The 21,114-nt window shown below is 45.5% G+C and carries 10 protein-coding genes and 2 pseudogenes; 2 read left to right on the top strand and 10 right to left on the bottom strand.

Features of this window, described 5'->3' with window-relative positions; translation table 11 throughout:
- Window positions 1-6: 6 nt before the first annotated feature.
- From S7335_RS22525 to ltrA, 8 genes and pseudogenes are all read right to left on the bottom strand, one after another.
- Window positions 7-599 (bottom strand): annotated as a pseudogene (locus S7335_RS22525) (IS1 family transposase); the annotation flags it as partial.
- Window positions 600-845: 246 nt separating this feature from the next.
- On the bottom strand, window positions 846-4,292 hold the full coding sequence (locus S7335_RS22520) for a hypothetical protein (RefSeq protein WP_006457771.1): 3,447 nt from the start codon (window positions 4,290-4,292) through the stop codon (window positions 846-848).
- Between the two features lie 488 nt (window positions 4,293-4,780).
- Window positions 4,781-5,377, bottom strand: a pseudogene (locus tag S7335_RS22515) (Tn3 family transposase); the annotation flags it as partial.
- Between the two features lie 23 nt (window positions 5,378-5,400).
- Window positions 5,401-6,483 carry a transposase gene (locus S7335_RS22510; protein WP_038019365.1) on the bottom strand — a complete coding sequence of 361 codons (1,083 nt, stop codon included), beginning with the start codon at window positions 6,481-6,483 and terminating at the stop codon, window positions 5,401-5,403.
- Between the two features lie 220 nt (window positions 6,484-6,703).
- Window positions 6,704-7,492, bottom strand: coding sequence for a Tn3 family transposase (locus S7335_RS28615; protein ID WP_006458178.1), 789 nt, complete (start codon window positions 7,490-7,492; stop codon window positions 6,704-6,706).
- Window positions 7,493-7,500: 8 nt separating this feature from the next.
- A complete protein-coding gene (locus S7335_RS28610; protein ID WP_006457936.1) occupies window positions 7,501-7,668 on the bottom strand; it encodes a hypothetical protein in 168 nt (55 codons plus the stop codon).
- Between the two features lie 18 nt (window positions 7,669-7,686).
- The gene (locus S7335_RS28605; RefSeq protein WP_006457998.1) at window positions 7,687-9,093 is read right to left on the bottom strand and encodes a DUF4158 domain-containing protein; all 1,407 of its coding nucleotides are present in this window, start codon (window positions 9,091-9,093) and stop codon (window positions 7,687-7,689) included.
- Window positions 9,094-9,229: 136 nt separating this feature from the next.
- The gene (gene ltrA, locus S7335_RS22500) at window positions 9,230-10,996 is read right to left on the bottom strand and encodes a group II intron reverse transcriptase/maturase (RefSeq protein WP_227500097.1); all 1,767 of its coding nucleotides are present in this window, start codon (window positions 10,994-10,996) and stop codon (window positions 9,230-9,232) included.
- Window position 10,997: 1 nt separating this feature from the next.
- Here ltrA and S7335_RS28600 point away from each other — a divergent pair, with 1 nt between their 5' ends.
- A complete protein-coding gene (locus tag S7335_RS28600; RefSeq protein WP_198011490.1) occupies window positions 10,998-11,282 on the top strand; it encodes a hypothetical protein in 285 nt (94 codons plus the stop codon).
- A gap of 918 nt (window positions 11,283-12,200) precedes the next feature.
- Here the strand turns inward: S7335_RS28600 and S7335_RS22495 are convergent.
- Together S7335_RS22495 and S7335_RS22490 are read right to left on the bottom strand one after the other, a co-directional pair.
- The gene (locus S7335_RS22495) at window positions 12,201-19,154 is read right to left on the bottom strand and encodes a calcium-binding protein (RefSeq protein ID WP_006458270.1); all 6,954 of its coding nucleotides are present in this window, start codon (window positions 19,152-19,154) and stop codon (window positions 12,201-12,203) included.
- Window positions 19,155-19,219: 65 nt separating this feature from the next.
- Window positions 19,220-20,560 (bottom strand): NB-ARC domain-containing protein, encoded by a 1,341-nt coding sequence (locus S7335_RS22490; RefSeq protein WP_006458194.1) that lies wholly within the window; start codon window positions 20,558-20,560, stop codon window positions 19,220-19,222.
- Window positions 20,561-20,971: 411 nt separating this feature from the next.
- On the opposite strand from S7335_RS22490, the gene S7335_RS29310 reads away from it, so the two are divergent.
- A complete protein-coding gene (locus S7335_RS29310) occupies window positions 20,972-21,097 on the top strand; it encodes a hypothetical protein (RefSeq protein WP_006457964.1) in 126 nt (41 codons plus the stop codon).
- The last annotated feature ends 17 nt before the right edge of the window (window positions 21,098-21,114 follow it).

Below are 21,114 nucleotides of genomic sequence, written 5' to 3'. Positions count from 1 at the left end.
TCCTATTGGATATACCTTGAAGCCATCCGTCACGTAGAAAAAGCATTGCCACAAACTCACAATTGCCCACAACGGTTCAAACGTCTCAGCACTGTGGTCACCGATGAGCCAAACCTAAGATTCCTGGCTTGAAGTGGTCTACGACGGTCCATATCCAGATTTTGGTTTTTTACTCCCCACAAACGTCTGTAGTTCCTCGAGTTCACCCACTTGCAGTGTCTCTTCTGGGTCATCAGCATCAGGCAATAACTCACCCACCTGCTTTACCCAGTTGATGACCGTCGTGTGGTGAATTTTGGTCACCCGTTCGATGCCACGAAACCCCATGCCGTTGACATATAGCAATCCGCGGATGCATTCGAGCATTGCTATGCACTTTGGGTTGCTGATAAAGGGCTGTAGCCTCTCGTAGTGTAGTCAGCAAAGTGCGGAAGGCTATACATGCTCAGGCATTGCTTTCTTTCCTCGTCGCTGTATCCGCTATGTTCTTTGGGGTTTTCTACAAACTGACGACGACAGTCCGCGCAGATATAGTTTTGCTTGCCTCGCTTGTGACCATTTTTGCGAATATGTTCAGACTGGCATTCAGGACATGCCATCAGTCACTTCTCTAACAGCTATACCAGGATGATAAAAATCATCCTCTATTTATGCAGCGCCCTGCGGTCGCGCAGAGAGCGATTCATAAAAGGTGTTGAGGATCTGGAAGCGTTATTCCAGGTTGCTTAAGTCAAATCAGAGAAAGGATGACCGCATTAATGTAGATGGGTTCTAATTAGGCTACTCACATATAACAGTTTCACCAGAACAACTATCAAAATTTTCTATGTCTAATCCTAAAAGGTTCAAATCTCCATAGTAAGAGAGAATATTTTTGTAATAAGATTGTCACGATATTGAGAAATTAATTGCGGATCGACCGTGTACTTCGCTTCTTTTACTTCAGAGATAATCATAGACTTACACTTTTTCAAAAATGAGCTAAGATGAGCATTGAAACGTTTTTGTCCATTATAAAAGGATACTTTTGATTGGCCATCATTCACTTCATGAAAGCTATCAAGCAGCAAATTTATATCTTTTTTTAGTTTCGCTTGCGAACTCTGACGTTGAGTATATAACTGAAGAGTTAGACACACTGCAGAAAAGACTTTACCTAGATCAACAATCTCAGAGATACGATGAGGGTACAAATCATTAACACTTTGAATATGAGGTTCTTCCGTAGAGTCACTGAATCGAATAATATTCCAACTAGACTTAGTACCATTATCTTCTGTAATTCTGCAATGGTCTTCAGCAATAGCCCATGAGTAGCTAAACAAACGATAACAGTGAACCAATTTACTATTCCAGTCGATAGCTAAGTTTTCAGATCCATCTGTGAATTCCTCATTTTCACTGCTGCAAAGAAAAAACAAGCCGCGCACAAAAAATAGGTAGCACGACTTTGGGCCAAACAAATAAACTATCTTCGGATTATTAGGCTCAGTATCTAATCCAGACAGATTCTTCAAACATAAGTACTTCATATCAAGCTTCAAAATGACAGGATATTCTTCACAGTCATATCCTGGCTGCTGACTATCAACGGATGAATCAATCTCTTGAATAATAGGAATTGGGTCAATTTTGTACGCTCCATACTCACTGTATTTATTGAAGAACTCTTGAGATAGTCCTGACTTTTCCTTAACCGCATGATAATAACGTTGACCGGGTTCTGCGTAGGAAGCTAAAGCATGACTGCGCAGTTTTTTTGCCCAGCTTAAGCATGTAGCTTTGTCTACAGAAATTGATTTGTTGTCTCGCAGACTAAAGCTTTTGACTGTAAAAGCTGCCATCAACCAATTCCAGCATTGGTAGACAGTACAAATCATATATAGTTCAGAATCACCATCTGCAGTAGAAAAAGAACGTGATCGCTCTGATAGGAATAAGCGGGCACTATATATATCTGAAGCACTGGTACGACTTTCTCTTGAAGGAGACTCCGTGGGTAGCTGGTACAGTACATTATTGTAAATACCCGCATACTTTGGTGATAATAAAAGCATCTTAGAACGTAGAAGATAGATCCTAGCGAGCAGATGATAATGTGGGTGAGAGGTAGCCTGTGAAACCTCATTGATCAAATGATAGTTCGCAAGCCTGGAAGTCAATAACTGCTGAGCTCTATCTAAAGCCTTCCAAGACGCTTCGTTTAAATCTCTATAATGAATATTCTTCAGACTCTTCGGTAGCAAATCTAAGCCATATATGTCATCAGTTTCTACCTCCCAATCAAGTATATAAAAGTATTCAGCCAAACATATTTCATAACGTGCGAGTATTGAGGTTGATATCTTTTGATCATCACAAATAAACTCTAAGCTCGGGTCTGTGCCCTCGCGATAAGATCTGCACCAGTCAAACCAAATTTTTGATGCGTTATGTAACCAAGACTTCAACTCATGTAACCTAGTATAAGCTTTACGATATAGACCTTCACTAAGGAACAATTCAGTGATTGAAAGATAGGCATTAATAGTAATATATGAGTCTTTTTTATCAAGCTTCTTTTGATCAAGCGTATCGAAAAGTTCTCGTTGAAGCCAACTTTCCATAGCCAAAGTAGAAAATGGATAGCTATGATAAAGCGCCTCCGCTTCATCTAAGATTGTTTGCTGCTCCACTCGATAAAGAAGATCACAGTTATAGGTATGAGCAGAAATGCCGGCATCCTTAATTGCGCGCAAACGTGCCTGTAGAGCAGCTCTAGCTGTACTTAGCAGTGAGTCAAAACTACAGTAGTCTCCATAACCCACTGGATCAATCGTGGAAAATTCTGCATAGGAGCGAAGCGAACTTTCTTTGTTAACTAGTTTCCTATCTCCTGGATATTTCTTACAACTCGTTTCAAGTGTTTCTTGCATTGTTCTATGGCGACAAAGTTTCACCAAACTGTGTGATAAGACAGGAGATGGAATGTTGTCTTGAACCATATTTTTCAAGATGACAACATCATGGGCAATAGGGAAAAACTCATGTTTCAAGCAATGAATTCCCCAAAATAGTGCTGAATTGATCACTCTGATGAACTGAGATTGAGTGCCTCCAATTCCAGTAGTTTTGCACTTAAAGTAGAATCTTAGATGATCATCTACTTGAATCTTTAGTTTCTCATAGACGCGTTTTGAAAAAGGTTTGTATTTCCCTTCTTCCCAAACCCTTATATAAAACTCACCAGTTGTTTCAATAGTTGACTGATTATTCAATATGTCGAAGACTGCATCGATAGGTGCTTGCGGGCTATATCTGCAGTCCGTAGTTGAAATCTTTAAGGTAAGTAGCTTATCATGAAAAAAGTCTTGTGGTTTTCTTAGTATTGAGTTCAAACTTGAGCCAGTTATATCTATAGTCTTTAGATAAATTGAGAAATCATGATTTAATAAATAGTTATCAATCAGTATTTGAGTAATATTTTCAACAAAGCCAGGTGTGAAATAGGTTTTTACATATTTATCGTCATCAGAAATGTTAATAAACCTAAATTGGCTAGTGCCTGCTTGCAAAAGCATTAGACGTAATACATCTATGACTTTCTCTTTAAAGTTCTTACCGTCAAATACCTTTTGCTGTGATTTTTTTAGATGAGCTTTATATTTAACTCCACCATTCCTAAATAACACATTGCTGAGGTGATTTTCGACTTCTGTCAAACTATTAAAAGAGCGTTCGTTAGACTGTGATTTAATAATATTTAATGATGTTTTATAAAGATTTACTATCTGCTCGTGGCTGTGTTGGCTTGAGTATCTAGCAAAATTTAGAGATGCTTGTTTTATTAAAATATTGAGATCAGTTTCAATCAAACCTAAACTCTGAAGTTCTTCTCCAGTTGGCTGACTTAGTATCTGTAATACATGCAAGATTTCCTCTTCTGTTAATTCCGCAATATCTAATTCAACCTTATTACTACTCGTTGTATATCCAATCAGCTTATCTGAACATTCTAGATTGGTTCTTCTTTGACCTGAAACGGTTTCTTTTAGAGATGCAAGGACTTCGATTAGAGTTCCTAATGTTTTAATTTTACCCTCGTATTTATTTTTCCATTCTTTTCTTATTTTATTACTAGGGTCAATGTCGGGATCCTCTTCGGCCTCTCTCTTAAATTCTGCATATTTGTTTCTCAAAAGGATTTCTCCTCTAGACCGCGCTCCCAGGTCAGCTCTACCGATGAGGTTTTTTAGAATATAATCATTAATGGCTTTTGCACGGTAGTCATCCCCAGTTTTTTTGTTAGCCATACTTATTTACCTTGTGACAGACAATAAATTTGCATAGTAGAAATAAGTCAAGTTTTTTATTTCCTATTCCTTTATATAGAACAAAACCTTTTAAGATAACTAAGAAGGGAGTTTCGTGAGTTGTGGTTAACCTATGAAATTCCCATGTTTGAGCTTAATACTTTATGCGCTAAATTGCAGTCTTATTGGCCCTAAAGTAGCGAAGCTGCGAAATGGGGCAATTTAGTACGCATAAACTATTAACATGGTTCATCTGCTCCCCAGCGAACGACTCAATCTTACAGTGAGTCTCACAGTGCTTCAGAGCGCCAGACTAGATCTGGCCTAATCGGCGCTTACTAAGTCGGCTGAAACGACTGAATTCTCGTGAGACTCATCCCTTGGCGCTATGGGCAGATGAAACGGCTGAAACGCCTGTATAGCAGCAGCTTTTCCCTGCTAGAAGAGAGTTGGCTAGTTGCGGTGCCGAGCAGCTACTCGACGCTGTTTCAGGCCGATGATAAGGCGCTGCCGACAGGCTCTAAGTCAATGCGATCGCTAAAATCCAACCTAAACACACCATAGGGTGTGACATGGTTCCACAACAGCGGCGTCAGTGCCCGCAAGTCCTCCGGCTGCATCTGCGCCCACCACCTGGGTTCACTCAGCACTCTCTGAATCATCAGCGTGTTGATATAGACCAGGCTGATCTGCAACAGATGTAATGCTAGCGCCGCTAGCTCCTGATGAGCACGCCGATTGCTGGCAAACTCGCCGCTGCGCCCATAGAAGATAAAGTCATTAGCGCCATTCCAGCGCTCTACTACATTCAAACCATCCTGGATCTCCTGTCGCAGTTCAACAGAATGTAGGTAACGACAGAGGAAGATCGTCTTGACCGCTCTGCCTAGCTCTGCCAAACCTTGATAGGTCGGGTGCTTGGTTTCACTACGATTGAAATGCCTGAGAATGACTTCGGTTTCAGCCGTGCCCAACCGCAGCGCCGTCGCATACTTGATCAGCTGGTCGTACTGCCTGCGAATCAAATCCCAGTCAATCGCCCGACTCAACACTGGCTGTAAGTTCTGGTAGGTGGCTTTAGTGCCTACCCTGATTGGCTGACAAAAGTTTAATCAGGAACAAACTTAACGGTAATCACGCTGAAATCGAGCAAGCGCCCGGACTTCTTGTTGTGTTGTGGCCTAGAAGCCATCGCCGGTTGCGGATCAATGTGAGAGGTAAAACAAGCCTGTTTAATCACCTGCCAACCGTTGAGCAGAGCCGCCTTAGTCCACTCCAATCCGATGCGAAAGTAGCTGTTGCCTCTATCCCAGTGTGTGTCAATCCATCGCCTACGGCCTGATTGCACAACCGCTACGCCTTGAGCCGTGACGTAAAGCGTGGCTACTGCCAGAATAAACCATAAGCGAGAGAGGTCAGTGAGGCCTCGAATCTCAGAGCGTTGTAGATTCCAACCGGCGGACTGGTCGTCTAAAAATCCTTCCTCGATATCGAAGCGCAAGGCATATTCCATAAAGGTTTGCGGGCTAGTGGGCTGGTCGCTGACGACGGCCCAAAGTTCACCATTGATGTTGTTGCGCCCGATGATGACATGCACTGGGCCGTACTGTTCGTGACGATGGAGTCTGATGTGGTGGAAACATAGTGCCCGACCTCGTTCTAGGTGAAACGATTTAGGTTGACACCAGCCGGAACCGGGTCGCCAAATCCAGGTGTCACTTTTGATACGGATGCGGTAGTGCCAGCCGAGTTGTTTTATCAGCGTCATCGCACGGGTATGCACAAAGCCTCGGTCGGCCAACAGAATCATGTTTGCGTTTGAAGGCAAGTATTGCGTAGACTGCCTGAGCAGTTCTTCATAGGCTTCAAACGCAACAGAGGCACTGTTGTGTTCTAGAACTCGCCAAGCCAGAGGAATGGAGCGGCCTCGATACACCACGGCTAGCCGAATTAAGCAGTACTGCTCCCAAAACAGCGAGGTGTCTAAACAAAGATAAAGGCACTCGGCTTCCCAGGTCGCCAAGGCCGCTTGAATCAGCGGTTTGTACAATCGGTGGATGTTGATGCGGCTATTGCCTAACCAGCGACGCACCCGTCTTTGTTTACTCTGGGCGTAGAGACCGCGACAGGGCAAGTAGGTTGTCCACTTTGTCAGGCTGACGCTGCCGGTTTGAATCAGCGCAAACACCATCCAACAGCAGGTCGTTAGATGCGATAGATGTGCCCAGGGGCAATCTTGACCCAGCCAGGCTTTCAAGGCATCGTAGAGGCGGGAGTTTTTTTCACAGCGTTCCTTTGGTTTTGAGTTGCATCTAAATCTTAGAACGCTGGCTCCCCCTCGCAACCTTTGCGGCTCTCAAGTCCCTGTATGACAGCGATTCAACCTGGCTATTGCATCTTTTGTCAGCCAATCAGGTGCCTACCTCTGGGAAGTAGAGTCGCTGCGCCCCGATCCGCTTCAGCCGGGGCATCAAGTTAAAGCCCAGTAGATGACAGAAGGCAAAGGCAATCTCGCTTTGACCGTGAGTATCGACATAGTTGCGCTCTACCTTCATCTCAGTGTTGTGGCGCAACAACCCTTCGAGCATAGAAGCGACTTCAGAAGAAGAACAGGTCTTGAGCTGAGAGTAGATACACACTGACTTCTTCTCCACATGCCAGTAGATCATCACCCCCCGGCCACCGTAGCGCTGGTGCCATTCAGTCATTAGATTCTGGTCCCATGCGCCGAACTTCTTCGAGTCCGATGCGCAAGCTGACGTACCCTCACCCCAAACGGTCTCTAGGCGTGAGCGCAGCACCGCATTGACGACCTTAGCAATCGCATTACGCAGATGTTCTTTGTGGATGTAGTGACGCTTGACGTAGAGCAGATTGTTGTAGTTTTCGTTATCGATGCCCGCACAGACCCGCTTGAGGCCAGTATTGGTGCCTAGACCATAGAGGCAGAGCAACAGCCGCCGCTGTAAAGTGTTGCGGTCCAGGTTCTCACGGGTAGCAGCGCTCTCAAACTGTTCAGTAAAGTTGACCCGCAAATCTGTTTCTTTGAGCATCTCCAACAATCCAGTCAGCGGCCAGCGGCGAGTAATCTCTGCCTTGAGCTTTAGCAAGTTGGGTGGCTCTGGCTGCGCTTCTACCGGAGAGACTGAGATCCAACCGTGCTTGCGCGTCTGAATGCGAACCCCTTTGTTCTTTGGCATTCCCTGGTTCAGCTGCTCAACTCTGCTTGCATCGTCTGCTTGAGCTGCTGAATAAACGCCTCTGCTTCTAGCGGCTGGCTAAGTTCCTGGTAGTAGACTTCTCGATGAGCTTCAAAGTCTTGGGGTAGATCCTGTTCTGGATTGCCGTATCGTCCGGCTCCTACGACCCAAACCACCCGAGCACGTAGCTTTTCTCATAGCGCTTGCAGCACACAGATCTCGTAGTTGACCCGGTTGATACGGACTTCTCCGTTGCTATCAGTTTCGCCGATCAGCTCTGGCCAGTGGGTGGGCAATACGCCTTCAATAACCAAAGTTTCGTCTTCGTCGTAGAAACGGCGATTGCTATCCTGATAGCGTTTGAGAATCGCTAAGGCGTAGACAACCGGCTGATGTTGTTCATTATTAGAGTAAAAGCTCAAAGCATCCAGAATGGCAGGCACCATCCGCCGATAGTGATGCAGGTATGACGCTCGAATGCGAGTATGCACCTTCTCGTGATAGGTCTCGCCTGCGCTCTGCTCATCAATCAGTGACTGCAATGTCTCAGGGTTGGCCACAGGATAGACGACATCTCTCACTGTACCTTCCGGTTGCTTAAGGGAAGCCGTTGCAATCTTCAACAAAAGCGCCTCTTTGCGATTGACTCGTTTGAAGCTAGCAATCAATTCGCGCTCGACTCGGCGCTCGGCGCTGATGCTCAAGCGGTGGATGATTTGAATTAGCAAAGTGACTAGGTCATCGATGATCTCTCGTTCTCGCTGCCAGCAGAATGCAGCGACTAGGGTGTAGCGAATCGCTGGCGGATGGCGTCTTAGCTCTCGCGGCGGCTCAGTGGACGCTCTGCGGCGATACTGTTGCACTAGCTTGGGAACAACATGATTAAAAAACGCCGAAGGCAGCTCTAGCTCACGGATGCGCTGTAGTTTCTCTATCTCTTTCAACAGACTGTTGAGACCCAGCCGTCCTGGATCTGTTTTGAGATAGCTCAACTGCGATTGCCTAAACTGGCTGTTTTCATCCTCTAGTGGGCTTTCAGTATTCAGCAGGGCATTGATGCTGGCGCGAGTCTTGGCTGATAGCTGAGCCGCGATCTGTTTACAAAAGCTACGCTCGTGCAGACGGGCCGCAGAGCGGATCAGGCGTTCTAACCCCTTCGCAGTGGGCGGTTCAATCTTGAGTTGTCGCAACTGCCCGTAGGCTTGTGCTTTGAGCGCTTCAAAAGACAGGCCCAATGGTAGAATCTCTTCTATCAGCCAGCGCTTCAGCTCTTGCTGATCGCTCTGCCTCATCGGCCTGATGCCGAGGAAGGTTCTGATCTGGCTGCGATGCGTCTTAACCGTTCGACCTGACCATTTGTACTGACGGTAGTCCGCTTCAGACAGGGCTAGCTGCTGAGCAATGAAATCGGTGATCGCTTTTGGGACCTCGCCAGCGTGCTGAGGGAATCGCCCTTCTACTTGGAAGAACTTGAGCAGGATGGCAAAGCCCAGTCTATTTTGCGCGGCGGCGTTAGTGATCTCATCAGGTAGCAGCGCTAGCTCTGATGGCATCAGCGTAAACTGCTCGATTAGCTCCTCTGGTTCCCACTGTCGCTTCATTTCAGCTTCCTCTATGTTTAACTGTCGCTAAACATATCAGGGCTAAAGAATAGTTCTAAAAGAGTACAAATGAACTAAATGGCCCCATTTCGCAGCTTGTCGGGTAAGAGGGAACACGTCGCCGCGTCCCTCTCCCCTAAGAACGGCTCGTGACAGTTATCCCATCAAGCCGCTCAAGCCTTTGGCCATTCAAAACCACATCATTCTTATGCAGGTACTGATGACAGGCTTGGTGAAGATGAATTAGATTCTCTTCTATCTCAGTGCCGTCATTCTTAACTTGCTGCCGATGATGCGTGTGTAGAGCTTCTCCATTGAACAAGGCGTCATGACAGACTGGGCACCGCCAATTCTGGCTCTGAGCAACTCTGTAGTATTTCGAGCCTTTCTCCCAATAGGCTTTACCGTATCGGGTTTGGCGGTATTGCCAGTAGTCTTCGAGAGTTGGATTATCAGGAGAAGCCGTTCCTTTGACCTTGACATGGCGTTGAATCGGAATATCCGCTAGACGCACTAACGTTAGTGGCTTCCGCTTCCCTGTCCGGTCAGTGACAGACGTGGTGAATGTCCACAGCCGTCCTTGGAAGGTTCGGTAGTATTTCCTGGCAACCCATGAACTCCGTTTGTTCGGATGACGCCGACAGCACCATCTCCAGATCGCCTGCCAGAGTTGGGAATCCACGTAGCTAAACACGTCTTTACTGACGCCATGTTTGTAGTAGTTACCCCATCCTCGCAGTATCGGGTTTAGGTGGTGTATTACTGCCGCCGGACTGATAGAAACATTGTGCTTCAACCAGCTCCGAATCCGCTTCAGAAAGGCCAGAATCTTTTCCTTTTGCGGTTTACAGAGACACTTACCTTTGTGGTGCCGAATTGAGAACCCCAGAAAGGGAAAACCCTGTTGGACATTCACTATCTGAGTCTTCTCCATATTCAGCGTTAGCCCGCGTGGTTTAAGCCACGCCTGCAAGATAGGGACAACCGCTTCGATGTCTGCTTTTGTCTTCGCCGTTACCACGAAATCATCAGCGTAACGACAGTAGCCATAAGTTGGCGACGTGCGTTTATACGATGATTGAGACTTTGCCTTTGAGGAAGGCTGGTAAGTTCTCGTTGTCGTAAATGACAACAACAACTTCTCCATTCCATTCAAGGCAATGTTCAAGAGTAACGGTGAAATGGACCCGCCTTGGGGGGCTCCCTTGGGGGTGGCATGGAACATCTCAGCTTCTACGTAGCCTGCCTTGAGCCACTGCTTGATGAGTTCTCGACCCGGCACGAGGCCGATGGTGTCGAGGATAAAGGAGTGACTCAAATTGTCGAATGCACCCTTTAGATCTGCATCGAGTACCCAGGTATCACAGCCATGTCTGAGTCGTAGGAAGCACTGCTCAATAGCATCATGACAACTGCGACCAGGGCGAAAACCATAGCTATGTCCCTCAAATCGGGCTTCCCAATGAGGTTCGAGCGCATTCTTCATTATCGTCTGGGCGACTCGATTTTCGAGAGCAGGAATTCCTAACGGCCTCAATTTTCCATTCGCTTTCGGAATGTAGACCCGTTTAGTCGGGAGCACTTGCCAGAGGGAATGGTCTTGCAATCGATTCACTAGTTGGACTCGTTTCTCAGCGGTTAAGGCAGTCTGGCCATCGAGGCCCGCTGTCTGTCGCCCCTGATTCTCTTGAGTCACATGCCGTACTGATAGCAGCAGGTTGGAGTAGCTTCTTAGCATCAGTTTCATCAGGCTGCGCACCTGATTCCACTGACCGTTTTGGGTGGCACGATAAATCCGTCGTCTTAGGTTCCTAACACGCTTCTTCACTTGGTCCCAGTGGATACTGGTCCAGTGTTTTAGCAGCTTCCTTTGCTCCGATGCCGGGATGGCTCTATCTTTCACAATGGATACGGTTCCTTTACTTTGGTTTACCGTTAAAGACCCGCCAGAAGTTTGCCATCTTTCGATGTGGGGCAAAGCTCGAACCCCTATCTCTCGCATTACACAAGAGCCTTCGCTTTCTCTGGCATCCTTTACCCGCTGGATGGTTGTGCATCCCTTACGGTTTGCCTACTCTGATAGTTCAGAGAATCCATCGGGCTTATGCAGTTCCGAGTGTGTGAGATACGTCCGGGTCGGGTTCCGTCTATGCTCCGGTGGGATTGTGACCTATCGCTTAACGAAGTAGCGAGCCGCTAAGCCACCCACTCACCTTTTGGTCGCAGTGTGTCAGCCTGATTTCACTGATTCCGCCAATGACGAAGCTTCTTCGACGGTTCACGGGTGTTAACCCTTTCGGACTTCCCCTTGCCCTTTCCCAGCTTTAGGCTGCCAGGTCAGGATACTTGCGTGGTCTGCATTCCACTGACATCATTACTAACGTCAGCGTAACCGGAGTCGATAACTCTGTTACGTGGGGACAGCAGGACAGGTGCTGCTGAGAGATTATCTCCACTCTTAATTCGGCTGTTGCCTCCTTGCACACTCGGCTTATCTACATCGCATCGCTACTTTAGGGCCTACTTGCTGCTGACCCGTCTGACTGTGCCAATATCGAGCGAAGGAATGATCGCTTCCATTTTCTACAGAATGCGATCGCCTCTACTGTTGTTGCTGTCTGCATGACTTCAGCGTCAGTCCCTCTCAGGTGTCTTAGGCGACTAGCAAGCATGGGTGTGAATTGCGTACACAGCAGGCCGTTCGAGGATAAGACAGCCTGTTTGCAAGGCCGTTGACAAACCACGGAAAAAAAGACAGGTTGTTGACGTACTATGCCGTTGACAAACCACGTATTTTTGGACGTTTTGTGTACTTTATTTATATGCCAATAGTCGAGGCTCCCTTCCTGTGTCAGTGTGATCGCCTTGTCTAGAGCAATCACTTTTCTCTCAGTGCGATCGCCTTTTCTTCTAACTGCTCATTTACTTTGCGGTTCTGGGCGAGTATTAAGGAAGATAAATCTTGACTGTTCGATAGACTCTCATACCTTGTCATACCGCCCAAAGCCAAGCGTCAGATCCTAGCAGTGCTGGATGCACCGCTAGCTTCTGTGCACAGGATTAGTGTTGTAAGGGTGAAGGTTATCCTGAGCTGACTTCAAAGGCTCTTAAAACAGCACGAACTGAGTGCTGTTTAGGCTGGTGGTGTCTACGCTAGTGAGAGTGGCTAGCACTTCGCTGGTATCCGTAGCAATGATGTTATTGCCAACAAAGGAAAGGTCACCAATGGTTAGCCCGCCTGCTAGACCAATCAGGTCCTTAGTGTCAAAGTCAATGATGGTATCAACACCGTCACCTAGCGATAAGACAAACGTATCTCTACCCTGACCACCCGAGAGCATATCGTTGTCTGCTCCTCCGTCTAGAATATCGTTGCCATCGTTGCCAAGCAGGATGTCTCTACCGCTACCGCCCGTAAGCAGGTCGTTCCCCCGACCCCCATCGAGCGTGTCGTTGCCATCACCGCCGTTGAGCGTATCGTTGTCCGCTCTCCCAAAGAGTGTGTCGTTACCATCGTCGCCGAAAAGCGCGTCGTTCCCGCGACCGCCGTATAACGTATCGTTGCCTTTGCCGCCGAAGAGCGTATCCACGCCTCGACCCCCATCGAGCGTGTCGTTGTCCGCTCCCCCGTTCAGGATATCGTTGCCATCACCGCCATTGAGCGTATCCACGCCTCGACCCCCACTGAGCGTGTCGTTGCCCTTACCGCCGAAGAGCGCGTCGTTGTTGGCTTCTCCGTCTAGGATATCGTTGCCATCGTTGCCGAGCAGCGAGTCTCTACCGCTACCGCCTGTGAGCGTGTCGTTCCCGCGACCCCCATCGAGCGTGTCGTTCCCTTTGCCGCCATCAAGCGTGTCGTTGTCCGCTCCCCCGTTTAGGATATCGTTGCCATCACCGCCAAAGAGCGTATCCACACCTCGATCCCCATCGAGCATGTCATTGCCCTTACCGCCATAGAGCGTGTCGCTGTTTGCTCCTCCGTCTAGAGAATCGTTGCCGTCGTTGCCGCTCAACTGATCGTTACCACCGAGTCCATCGATCTTGTCATCTTTGTTGGTACCACTGATAACATCAGGACCTCTGGTACCGGATACGGATAGAGATTTTGCTAGTATGCCTGGATCGTAGACAATCCCGTTAAGCTCTCCATCGGCATCTCCTTTACCACCATCTTTCAGGTGAATTAGAACAGTGTCTACTAATCCATTGTTATTAGTATCCTTAAGTTCTGCGCCTAACCCGGTAAGGGGATCATAATTAAATTCGAATGTCTCGCCCGTATTCGGATTGAACTTGATAAACGTGTTAACATCCAATTCTTCTTCCAAGGTGAGTGAAATAAGCTCTTCAGTAGCGTCTTCTGAAACTTCAGTAACAAACTCAAACACAGCAGCATCGGCATCAAATGCCTCTCCTTCTGAGGTTTGGTACTCCTCTAGAAACGCTAGCGCATCCTCTATGAACACTTGTTCAATCAGCAAGTCTTCTATCGTTGGAATATCGATCGATAAGAACTGAGAACCGTTTTCACTTTCAAGCTGTACCTTGTTGCCTTCTTTTGTTGTAACAGTCGCAGCCGTCCCATCGTCTGTAACAGAAACCTCTCCCGGTGGTTCTGCAATATCATCAAGCGTTAGCATCTGATCATCAAACTTAAAGCGTTCTACGTTTTGATACAGCGTCAATGACTTTTGAGAGCGCACATCCACAACAACAACAGATCCATCTAGACGCCGCCTAATACTAAAATCATTGCTCACCCCGTTTGAGACCCCAACATCAGTGCCTTCGCCACCATCCACCGCATTGTCACCAAATCCAGGCAGCAAAACATCATCACCACTACTGCCCAAAAGAAGATCATCGCCTTTGCCGCCATCAATCACATCACCTCCGACAAAAGGCAAGTCTGAAGAGGGCGAACCATCAGGCGCTTCAATCGGATTAAAAAGGTCCTCGCCCACTAAAATATCATCGCCACCCTTACCCAAAATAATATCGCGACCCTGCTGACCTACGATGTAGTCCGAACCTTGCAGACCAATCAAGACATCGTTGCCAGCGCCGCCATAAACTTGGTCTGAGCCGCGACTTCCTTCAATAATTTCATCTCCATCGGTCCCTAAGACTACCTCACCGTCCTCTATTTCATCCTCAGAGACAGCTTGCCGACTAAGTACATCATCCACGCTATAAAAGGCTAATTCGCTGCCTGCCGAAAGCGGTATCTTTAGAGAATCCAAAAGCTCAGAAATATCTGCTGAGAAGCTAGAAAAGTAGTTTTCTAGACTAGATATTGTAGATAAATTATTAAATCCTTGAAGGGTTAAATCTTTAAGGTCTAGGTCGGACGAAGGCTGAAGGGTGAGTTGAACGGCGTGAGAATAACCCTCCGGTTCCTTAATAAGGTAATTGATGGTAAAGGCACTGGTAGGATCAAAATTAGAATCGGCAACATCAATATCATCCGGTAGTTGGATTGTCCAACTGCCGTCTGGATTAACATTCTGCTCTGTATTAATTGTCTCGCCATTTTGAACAATATTAGATAGTTCAATTTCAAGGTCTTCGCGTGAATAGAGATCTTTTATAGCGATATCAGCATCTGCAAAATCATTGAGAAAGAAGGACTTTGGTAGTGTAAAGTCTCTTAGATTAAGCGGAATATCGTAGCTCCAAACATTGGTAACTGTTCCTGGCTGACGAATCACGTCTAACGCCAAATCAACTCTGTCAATTGCAAATGCATTCTCAAGCTGACCTTTAATAATCTCACCATCGGGCCTAACAGCTTGAGAGACAAATAATCTGTTACTAATATCGTTGTCAAAGACATCTTTACTGTTAGCGTAGGTTTGATCCACCACTGTAGAAATGCCGACAGGAATTGTCGAAACATCTTCCGTCTCAAACTTGATGAACTTGATACCAAACAGCAAGTCCTTAGTACCATCCGCTTTTAATACTTCAACAGCATTATCAAACTCGGACGACTTTTGGATAACGTAGTCTGAACGATGGCCTTCTGTGTAGACGACAACATCTCCGATCGGACTACTCAAATAAGATGAGCGTTCACCAGACACAGGAACTAAATAGCCTATATTAATGGGTACACTTGGAAAGTCAGCTTGAGCAATAACGTTATTGCCACCACCAGGATAAATAAACTCATAGGCAAAGTCGTTATTCAAAACCAGATCATCTCCGGAGCCGAGCAATAAGGTTTGGGCTGGTGCACTTATACTGTAAGGTGTTGCAGACAGCTCACGGCTTACAGAAAGAGGTTTAAATGTTTTTACATCTAATGCATTTAGCTCTGCTTTGCTAAAGCCAAAATCGTCGCTGCCAGAAAGTATGATTCGATTGTCAACCGTCTGGGGCAAAACAAGTTCGTGGATAGCGGCAAAACGAAACCCGCGGAATCTGCCGTTGTAGCCATCACTCATAGGAGTTAGATCTACCTGATTGAAGCGGTTCCTAGTTAATTCAAATACATCGCTTTCATTTGCACGCTGTGAATCGAAAACAACCTCATCAAAGATATCTCCTGATAGACCAAGACTGACACTGCTATTAACATTATCTCTCAGATACACTTTCCGAAAAGCACCTTCTTGTCTAGGCAACCGGCCTCGGACTAGGATATTTTCGGCTTGAACACTGCCAATATCGTAGGTTTGACTAGCAGGTGAATTGAGTGAGTACCTATCTTGACTGCCCATTTCTCGAAACGTTGAGGGGCCTACAATATCAGCGGATGACAGAATTAGGTTATTAATCGGTGCTAAATAATCCGTTAGTACGTCAGTTCCGCCTATTGACTCGTTAATTGTTGTGGAAGCTACATTATTATTCAGAGTAATCTTAGCTTCCTGAACGGAACCATACGTAGAAAGGGAACCATACGTAGAAAACTTATGCTTAAGTCCTTCGCTCTCCAGTAAAAGCGTAAGCTGAAGATCATTGACAGTATTATCTAGAGCAATGCTGTTATTACCAGCACTTAAAATGGCATATATATTGTTGTTGGGACCATTCAAGGCATCTCTAGCGAAAAGTACTGTTGCGCCACCTAAATTAATCACTCTTAGCGAAACATTATCGACAAGCTTCCTTGGTGTCACACCTTTATCGGCTCTGATAGACATAATATTGCCAGGAGCTGCTGATGTAATTAGCGGAGAATAGGGAAAAGGAGTGGGTGCGAGAGAAGAGCCTGGTTGCTTCGGAATCGACGAGAGTGCATCTTGAAAATTGACTCTATTAAGGCCTGCACCCAAATCAAAGATATCAACGTAGATGCCATCAGGGGTATCAAACAAAAGGAGGTCATTTGTCTTATCATAAGGATTTCGCCAATAAAAGGGACTCTCGAAATTTGGCTTTGTTGATCCGTTTAGTGTCAACAGGGAAACTATGTCATCTCCCCGACCAAGAACTATCGGCGCACCCCGATTAAAGCCGATAGGGAGTGAAAAACTGTTGTCTCCTTGAGTACCCGTTAAGTTTCCCGTGGGGAGAGGAGAGTTTGCAGCATATAGCTCCTTAGGCAGCTGTCCTCCAAAGTATAAGCGGCGGTCATCCTCTTCGAGGTTGTCAGCAACACCAAAGAAGAAATCTACACTCCTTTCGCTAGATTGCAGATCATCAGCAAATAAAATTCTCTCAATCTCTCGTAACTGAGTGTTGTTAGGCAGTTCGGCTACATTGCTGCCGTTCTTGTCAATGATAACGTCGCCAATGGAAAGATTGAAGTGATTCTTTCCGAACCTATCAGTTCTGACCTCGAGCGCCGCATCTGAATCGTTGGGATCAGCCAGAATAATATCGGAATCTAGAATAAATAGATCGCTTGCCGAAGGTGTAAAAGCCCCACCGTTATTGAATGGCCCATAGTAGTTTGTTGTGATTCCGTTGCCAGGAAAGTCTGGCGCACCGCCATCGATAGTGTCTCTGCCGAAGCTGAGCTGAGCGACATCTGCCCCTTCGCGTAAACTAGCACCGTCATCTTTATCAGTACCTGCAAAGTAGTCTGGCTTCTCAGTACCATCATAAGTTTCTATTCCTAGGGCCTCACCGATATCTTTAACCGGTACCGAGAAATCCCATCGCCTCTTGTTGGGTAGCAGTGAGGAGCCAAAACCGCCGATTTCCGAAAAACGCTTACTAAAGAGCTCAGAGCTACCGAATAAAGAGTGTTTTCCAGTTTTTATCTCCAGGTCATTAAGGCCCAACGCTCCAAGTTCAATGAGCGTTTTTTTAGGTAATTCACTTTTTTCTCCCGCTACTTCTAAGCTGCCTTCCAGTTTGCCAATACCGCCTGTTAATGTAAGAACTGGTTCGATATAGGCATTAGCAGTTATGGATAATATAGGATCAAACTCAAACCAAAAATCAAGTGCCTCAGAATCACCAGTCTCTTTAGCAAGGCTGCTAATTTCGCGGTATATTTCAACATTAGAGCCATCTTCCAAATCTAGGAAAGAAAATTTGTCCTTTTTTTTACCTTCTATGGTGAGCGATGGCTTTAATTCTTTGATTGAAAAGTCTATGTCGTAATCTGCAAACAAAGAGGCATTTAAGTTGACGTCTAGAAGCGTTGCGTCAACTTCGTAACCGAACCTTCTGCCAAAGAGGTCGAATCCACTGCTATTCTTAAACCCAATAGGATACGGTAGGGTACTTCTAATCAATTCATCAATATCAAATTTGACATCGAAAAGTTTAAAACTATCTTCTATTTTGAAGCTGTATTCATTTGGCGACGAAGGCTGCTCAGTCCACTCAACGTTGTTTAAGTTTGGCAATCCAAATTCGATATCCAAGAAATCGGCAACGGGAAGATCAATATTTAAATCGCCACTGTCAAACCCATACTCTTTGCGACCAAAAATATAGTCAATGACTTGTTTGTCATTTTTAGTATCAAGATCTACAAAGCGATGCGTTCCATTAAACGCAAGATCTACTTTCTCACTGAATCCTGCGGATTTTCTATTAACTTTCTTCTTGAATCCACTAAATATTGAGCGAAAAACATCAATATATTCAAAGTTTGCTTTGCCATCTAGATAAAGTGCTGCATCTGAATTAAACACTGCATCAACATTTAAGGATAAATGAGGCGCAATTAGATCAAAAAAAGCACCATTTTTATCAAAATTAATGTCAAATCCTAGCTCACCATTTTCAATCTTAAGTACCGCATCAGCATATAGAGGAATATTCCAGTCGACGCCGCCAGCATCATATTCAGCATCAATCTGAAGACCGGCTTTAACTGTGGCTGCGTTTGTCTTATTTTGACTGCTAGCTATACCCAATTGAGCGCTAGCGTCTCCCGAGAACACACCCGGTATGCCTTGCTTCCCTGTGCTTATCGGCAAAAAAGCCCGTAATGGTACTACAGGTGGTCCGAAAAACTTGTGAAATCCGTCTGGTTCAGATATGCCAAGAATATCTCCAAAATCAATTTTACGAGCAGAAGATTCTCCTATACGATTTGACCATAGCACCTGATCTTGAATGTTCAGCTCTACTGAAGTGCTTTCTCCATCAATTTGCAAAAAGGTTTTATCGTTTTCCTTTTGCAGATCTTCCAGGGCTGATTCGCTTAATTCTACATCTCTCACCAGAGCTGAAAATATGGCCCCCTCATCACCAGGTGAATCTATCTCATTGATTTGAGCATCAATAAAATGACCTAGTTCTTCTGTCAAAACGTCGGATACAGCTGTTACATTTGACAAGTTACGTGCTATATAATCTCGCGAAAGATATATCTGTCCTAAAGTTGCTGAGAATGCACCGTTTGCACCGTTCAGTTCCTCTGCTGAACGAATCTGCACTTCAGGTAAATTCGTAAAGGTTCCTGTTGCCCAGTCTTGTTTCAACACTTCCAGCTCTTCAAGATTGAAGCTATCTCCAAAAGCCGTCTGTATATTATCTATAAAGTCAACGTCTAGTGCAGATGAGATAAGCCATTGCTCAGATAATCTCTGGGCCTCGCTTAGGACCAAATCTAAAGAGTGCTTATCAGAAGAAATAACAGCTTTCATAGAACTTCCCCATTTCGGATTAGACAATCTAATTATTGTTTAAGTGTGAACAGAAGAGTCCATCGTTACATTGATTTACTCCTCCATAGAACTGAATAATCAATCGCTCTGGCATATGTATATTTCATGACAATAGGCTGCTGCGTGATGCCTTCTATACCTGTTTCAATTAGAAAACGAACTTTTAGTAATTTTGTCGCTTCTAGTAGCGCTCGATAAGATACCGTTGACAGTAGCTCTTCTCTGAGATCAGGCAGTTTCACCCAGTCTCGATTGACAGCTAGCCAGTACATCACTCGCTTCTTTAACTCAGTCAACCGAGCAAACTGCCGTTCTAGTACATCCCACAGTTTCCTAAAAAGTAAGGTGTCACAATTAGAGAACTCAGCAACCCTTCCATCAAACACTGACTTAACCGTTGCAGCCACTATCTTGAGAGTTAGTAGATTACCGCGATAGTGGTTATATAGTTGTTCGTATTCGTTCTCCACAATAGATAATCTTGTCTGAAAAATCTTATTGTTAGTAGTAGGGTCAAGCCCATTAATGCGTAGGCTATTAACGAGCGAATGTGTCCTATCCCTACGCGATATGCCCAGTGGGTTTTCCCGGTTCGTTATCAGCAAGCAACTTTGATAAGATGCATCCGCGATTCTTCTAAACAGAGAACCGTATGCTTGATAGGCTTCTTGATAACAGTCAGCACCTGTATCCTTTCGCAGAACAGACTCTGCGTTGTCGAGTACTAGGAGGCAACGATTCTGTCGTAGGTGTATCAGCAGGTAGCTGATTGTTCGATCATCTAGGTTAGGTACTGACGTATCTTGTTGGTCTGATAGAAACCGGATGATGTCAGATAGTAGCTCTTCTATTGGGAAATCACGTTGAAGAGACCGCCAAATGACGTAGTCGAAATGCGCTTGAATATTTGCGGCTAGTTTGAAGATAAGAGCTGTTTTACCTATACCTCCTATACCCAAGATAGACACTAAACGACAGCAGTCTTGAATGATCCAATCTATTAGGATACGGCGTTCTTCGCAGCGACCGTAGAGCCTTTCAACATCAATCCTTCCTTCCCAGCTTTGCTTTACCTTGAGTGTGTTTAAGTTCGCAACAGGTGGCTCACCTACCTGAAGGTTATTCCTACTTATTTTGCACAACGTGTTACGAACGTAGCTTTTAGTAACCTTTTTCCCTAAAGTCTCCAAGAGACATCGCCAAAGCTGTGCGTTAATATCTTTCGAATGGCCATAGTCATATTCTGTGCTATTGGCAATCTCTATGTAGGACTGACCGTCCCAAATACTACGGAAGATAGAAGCTTGAATTTGATTGCAGTAATCTGACTCTAAGAGGTCTTCTAGACGCTCCAAGGCTTCATCAACTGTTACCTGACGATTCATGACATGCTTACTGGACTAAAGGGGAGCTTAAATTTAATTGCCAAAGGGAGCCGTCGAACGCTTTACCTATCTACCAAGCTCATAGAGACTGATTTGGTAGCCGTTAGCAGCCCCAATCCTGACTCGTCCTTTTTTAGCTAATTTGCACGTCCTGAATGTTGAACACTATCTTCCGAGTTTTCAGTCATAGGAAATTATTACGGATTTTCTTTGTTTTTCAGTTACATAGGTTATTAATAAAACTACGTGCTTTGGCTGACAGAATCACAGTTGAGCTGACATTACTACAACTTCATCCCCTGATTGCCCCTCTTTCTCTATCTCTAGCAGAGCGATCGCTCGTATTATTGGTCTGTGTAACAGAGCGCGATTACTGCTGGGAGTGTGGAAGCGGTAAGAGTGGGACGGAGCATGAAGTCGAGGGAGATGCCCGCTGTTGTTCAATTAGCGCGATCACCCTATCCTATCTTCGAGATATTTGCTGTAATGAGTGGCGTTGTTGCACGAATAGGGGTTGCGGACGGGGCAGTGAAGTAAGGTTTAAGTACCACCAA

Source organism: Synechococcus sp. PCC 7335, assembly GCF_000155595.1.
In the GTDB taxonomy this organism is placed as follows: domain Bacteria; phylum Cyanobacteriota; class Cyanobacteriia; order Phormidesmidales; family Phormidesmidaceae; genus Phormidesmis.
The sequence above is the reverse complement of the archived record's forward strand: the minus strand, read 5'-3'. Positions and strand labels throughout refer to the sequence as shown.